Below are 4,738 nucleotides of genomic sequence, written 5' to 3'. Positions count from 1 at the left end.
AGCCACCGATGCAATGGTTCGCTCACCCCAGAGGTCAGCATAGGGGAACGACGGAATGTCGCTCATGTGGATCCCTGCGCAGATCACCCTGCCTCCCTTGTGGATTGCACGCAGCGCGCGCGGAACAAGATCACCGACGGGGGCAAAGAGGATCGCCGCATCGAGTTCCACGGGCGGGTCATCCTCCGATGATCCGGCCCAGGCGCAGCCGAGTGATCGCGCAAAAGCCTGTCCCTCGTCGTCTCCCGCCCTGGTAAAGGCATAAACCGCCCGGCCCTGCCACAGCGCAATCTGGGCGATGATATGCGCGGCGGCGCCAAATCCGTAGAGACCGATCCGCGTTCCCTCCCCCGCAGCGCGCAGGGACCGCCAGCCGATCAGCCCGGCGCACAGCAAGGGCGCGGCTTCTTCATTGGAAAAGGCGTCGGGTATCCTGAAGCAGAAGCGAGCGTCCGCAACCGTATGGGTCGCATAACCGCCATCCCGGGTGCATCCCGTGAATGCGGGACTATCGCACAGATTTTCATGACCTGTTCGGCAATAGTCGCAATGGCCGCAGCTATGTCCGAGCCAGGGAACGCCGACGCGATCACCGATCGCGACATCGGCGACCCCTTCCCCCGCCGCAACAACGATGCCGACAATTTCGTGCCCGGGAACGATGGGGAGGCGGGATTCGATCTCCCCATCGACGATATGCAGATCGGTTCGGCAGACGCCGCAAGCAGCGACCTCGATGAGAAGCTCGCCTCGACCAGGCGTTGGAACCTGTCGCGCGACGAGCCGCAGCGGCGTGCCGACCGCTTCGAGCTGCATCGCGAACATCTCGGTCATAGTGATTTCTTCGCCTGTTCGCGCCGCGGGGTCACGCTGCCGACGCGGCACGCGCCGCCATGCCCTGCGCCATGTTCGACAAGGCTTCGGCCATCTTGACGCCCAGGGCAGGATCTACCGTCGAATCAGCGATGGCGCGGCGCATCGCGTCACACCACTGATCCGCTGTCTCACCAGTGATCGGCAGGCGCGCATGGGCCGACATCATGCAAACGCCAGGGTGATCATCAAACCAATCTCGCGGTCCGCCCAGCCATGCGTTGAGAAAACCGGCAAGCGAAACGCGCATCGGCCCCAACTCCGGGGCGTGTAGCGCACGCAACTCCCGATAGGCGTCCTCCTGATCCATCAGATCATAGAAGCGGTCTACGATATTCCGGACGACGACGGCCCCTCCAACCAGATCATAGGGCGCCTGCTGTTTCTGTTCCGCTGCTGTCACACGTTTCTCCTGTTATGCTGCGCACTCCCTTTTGGTCGAGCGTCGTTTCAAATGCGCTTTCCCACGCCCGTCAGCCTGGCAAGCGCGCCAGTCAGCGCATGTTCCCGCAGGGGCTTTTCCAGAACATGGGCGAACCCCTGCGCCAAGGCACGCTCGGTCAGTTCGGCCGATGGGAACGCGGTGATGAGTATGGCTGGACCCGGCCAGCCACGTTCGCGCAGGCGGCAAAGCACCTCGATGCCATCGCTCTGCTCCAATCGAAAATCAGCAACGAAGCAGCAGGCATCCCCCGATAACGGATCGTCCAGAAGCGCCGCACCAGCCGCATAGGCCCGGACGTCAAAACCCTGCGCACGAAAGAGAAGCTGCAGTGAACGGCGAACACCGGCGTCATCCTCGACCAGAAGAAGACGCGGGCGTTCCCGCAACGGGGCCGCAATATTCTCGCCTGACATCTCACACCATCGGCCCAGCGGCATTGCTGGTCCCTCGGACGATGTCAGGAAACGATCCCCGGGTCGCTACGTAAGTGTCCCGATCCTCAGCCCGTGATCCCCGCGGAAAACGCGATACGGAGCGCCTCCGACAGGCTGCGAACGCCCAGCTTGGTCATGAGGTTGGCGCGATGCACCTCTACGGTGCGCGGCGAAATCCCAAGATCATAAGCGATCGTCTTGTTTGGCAGTCCTCGCGCAAGCCCCTTGAGCACATCCTGTTCGCGCCCGGACAGAGCGGCGACGCGGATCGTTGCGTCGGCGGCGCGGGTTGCCCTGCCTTCAACGTCGGCAAGCCGTTCGAAGGCACTTTCAATAGCCGCGAGCAACACCGCCTTCTCGAACGGTTTCTCGATGAAGTCGACTGCGCCGGCCTTCATCGCGCTTACAGCGATCGACACATCGCCATGCCCAGTCAGGATGATGACGGGCATCGCGATACCGCGTTCGTTCAATTCCTTTTGGACTTCGAGCCCATCCATCTGAGGCATACGCACATCGAGGAGAATGCAGCCCTCGGCCGCGTTCCTCACGTCTTTCAGAAATTCAACACCGGAGGACCAGGTTTCGACCGAGAAACCTGATTTCTTGAGCATGAAACCGGCAGATCGACGGATTGCATCTTCATCGTCGACGATGTGGACGATCCGCTTATCCTCCATAAGATTGCTCCCTATCTGCCCTGACCAGTGTGAAATGGAATTGCGTGCCGCCCCCTTCCGCAGGCTCCATCCAGATGCGCCCGCCATTGGCTTCGACAATCGTTCGACAAATCGAAAGACCCAACCCCATGCCGTCCGACTTGGTGCTGACAAAGGCCTTGAAGAGTTGGGCAGCGACCTCGGGGGCCATTCCCGTGCCGGTATCGGACACCGTGACACGCACAAAACCCGCCTGGTCGGGACCGGTGCGGATGGTGAGCACAGGCCTGGCGCGCGCATTCATGGCCTCGACCGCATTGCGGATCAAGTTCACGAGGACCTGCTGGATCTGGACCTTATCGACGAGGACCGTCGCAGCTTCGTGATCGATGTCCATGCGGGTTTCGATCGATTTCTCGCCCGCGCCCATCAGGCCGAAGGCAGCCGCTTCGTTGATAAGGTTAGGCAAGTTCTCGACAGTCTTCTCGACCTCCCCCCTGGCAACGAAATCACGCAAACGGCGCACGATATGACCCGCGCGCATCGCTTCCCCCGCGGCGTCTGTCAGCGCCTCCCGGATGTCGGGCAGATCATCGGGATCTGGCTGGTCGAGCAGGTCCCGGACCGCTTCGAGATAGTTGGCTACGGCGGTGATCGGCTGATTCAGCTCATGGGCGAGCGTCGACGCCATCGTCCCCATCGCGCTGACGCGCGCGACGTGGATCAGTTCGGATTGAAGCTGCTCTAGCCGCTCCTGTGTCCTTTGGCGATCCGTCAGATCGCGAATGAAGCCGGTGAACAGCCGCTGGCTCTCGCCGGCCGCTTCTCCAACCGACAACTCCATCGGGAAGGTCGTCCCATCCTTTCGCAGTGCAAAAACCACGCGTCCGATCCCGATGATGCGCCGCTCTCCTGTACGCAGATAGCGCTCGAGAAAACCGTCATGGCGTTCGCGATAAGGCGAGGGCATCAACATGCTGACATTGGAACCCAGGACTTCCTCCTGAGTGTAACCGAACAAACGCTCGGCCGCCGTGCTGAACGACACCATCGTGCCGCCTTCATCGATGACGATCATTGCATCGGGGACCGTCGACAAAATCGAACGAAGATGCGCTTCACTGTTGCGAAGAGAGCTCAGCGTTGCTCGCTGGTCGGTGATGTCGTGGACAACTGTCGCGAAACCGCCCAACGATCCGTCGGGTTTTTTCAACGCGGTGATGGAAATGTGAGCCAGAAACTCACTGCCATCCTTACGAATCTGCCACTCGTCGATCTCGATCTTGCCACGGTGTTGTGCTTCGGCAAGCAAGGACGTCGGCTTGCCGCTGGCGACGACATCGGCCGGATAAAACCGATCTGTAAGCTGGCCGGCCATCTCGACCTCTGTCCAGCCTTTCAGACGCTCGGCGCCCCCGTTCCAGATCGTGACCCGCCCTTCAGCATCGAGCATATAGATCGCATAATCTTCCGCCCCATCGATGAGCAGGTTCAGTTCTGCGGCCAGCATCCTCGTCCCGTCCGCGAGATCGCGAGCGCGTGAGAGAGTACGATGGTGATTCCGCCAAAGCAGAGCCATGGCGGCGAGAAACAGGAACAGGGCAACCCACTGTTCTGCCACGGTCGGCCAACCGTCAACGATTGCGAGCGTCGTAAGGGTAACGAGCGTGACGCCCGCCAACACCACGATATCCGGCCTGAGCGCCACGAGCACCATACCGGCCACGCCGAGAGAGACGAAATAATGAACGCTCTCGTCGATCTGCCGGCCAAGCTGCCATCGTGTGACCACCGCGATGACGGCGATAGCCAGTCCCGCGAGGGACGCGGTCAAAAGCCGGGCATGGATCGAACGGTCAACCAGTGGCGCAATGGCACCCGCTTGCCATGAATGGAGGAATTTCCCGGATCGCGGAGCGGTTTTAATGATGACTCTGCCTCTTCGTCGTCAGAAGGAAGCAGCAAGCGCTGATACCCCTTTCTGTCTCAAGCCTATCAACAGCGCCTCGTGCGATCCATTAAAATTGGCAACCATCTCAACGATGATGTTACTTGCTTTGGAGTTCAGCGCTGGAAACATGTCCAGACCGTCGCATCCACGAGCTTCAAACCGTCGGCGTTCTTTAGGCCGGGCTCTTCGGATTGTCATCATCCGTGCAACTTGCGCGCTGCTACCTGAACCAATGGACCCGCGGGTCCATTGTGAGATGGTGAGCGCCCCAAACGCCCCTCAGTAACTTTCCGGATAGAGCCCACCCAGGCAACCGCATAGCCTCCTCCTCGCTCGAGGGCCGGATCGCTGTTGGCCTGATTCATCGGCCATCCCC

General features: G+C 60.8%; 5 protein-coding genes. All 5 read right to left on the bottom strand.

Features of this window, described 5'->3' with window-relative positions; translation table 11 throughout:
* The coding region (locus NN5_RS24155; RefSeq protein ID WP_067739150.1) for a zinc-binding alcohol dehydrogenase family protein at positions 1-834 on the bottom strand (834 nt) is incomplete at its 3' end.
* Positions 835-865: 31 nt separating this feature from the next.
* Entirely contained in the window at positions 866-1,276 is a 411-nt protein-coding gene (locus NN5_RS24150) for a group II truncated hemoglobin (protein WP_013846847.1), read from the bottom strand.
* 47 nt (positions 1,277-1,323) lie between these two features.
* Positions 1,324-1,755, bottom strand: a complete 432-nt coding sequence (locus NN5_RS24145; RefSeq protein WP_021690815.1) for a response regulator transcription factor — start codon at positions 1,753-1,755, stop codon at positions 1,324-1,326.
* A gap of 62 nt (positions 1,756-1,817) precedes the next feature.
* Positions 1,818-2,432: a response regulator transcription factor gene (locus NN5_RS24140; protein WP_021243105.1), complete on the bottom strand. Its 615-nt coding sequence runs from the start codon at positions 2,430-2,432 to the stop codon at positions 1,818-1,820.
* Positions 2,422-4,245: a PAS domain-containing sensor histidine kinase gene (locus NN5_RS24135; protein ID WP_021243106.1), complete on the bottom strand. Its 1,824-nt coding sequence runs from the start codon at positions 4,243-4,245 to the stop codon at positions 2,422-2,424. Before NN5_RS24135 ends, NN5_RS24140 begins: the two co-directional genes overlap by 11 nt.
* Between the last annotated feature and the right edge of the window lie 493 nt (positions 4,246-4,738).

Source organism: Novosphingobium naphthalenivorans NBRC 102051 (assembly GCF_001590985.1).
Taxonomy (GTDB): Bacteria; Pseudomonadota; Alphaproteobacteria; order Sphingomonadales; family Sphingomonadaceae; genus Novosphingobium; species Novosphingobium naphthalenivorans.
This window is presented reverse-complemented; position numbering and strand designations above follow the sequence as displayed.

Coding starts and splice junctions, on each gene's coding strand:
- NN5_RS24145 (WP_021690815.1), bottom strand. CDS start 1,755: ATGCCGCTGGGCCGATGGTGTGAGATGTCAGGCGAGAATATTGCGGCC.
- NN5_RS24140 (WP_021243105.1), bottom strand. CDS start 2,432: ATGGAGGATAAGCGGATCGTCCACATCGTCGACGATGAAGATGCAATC.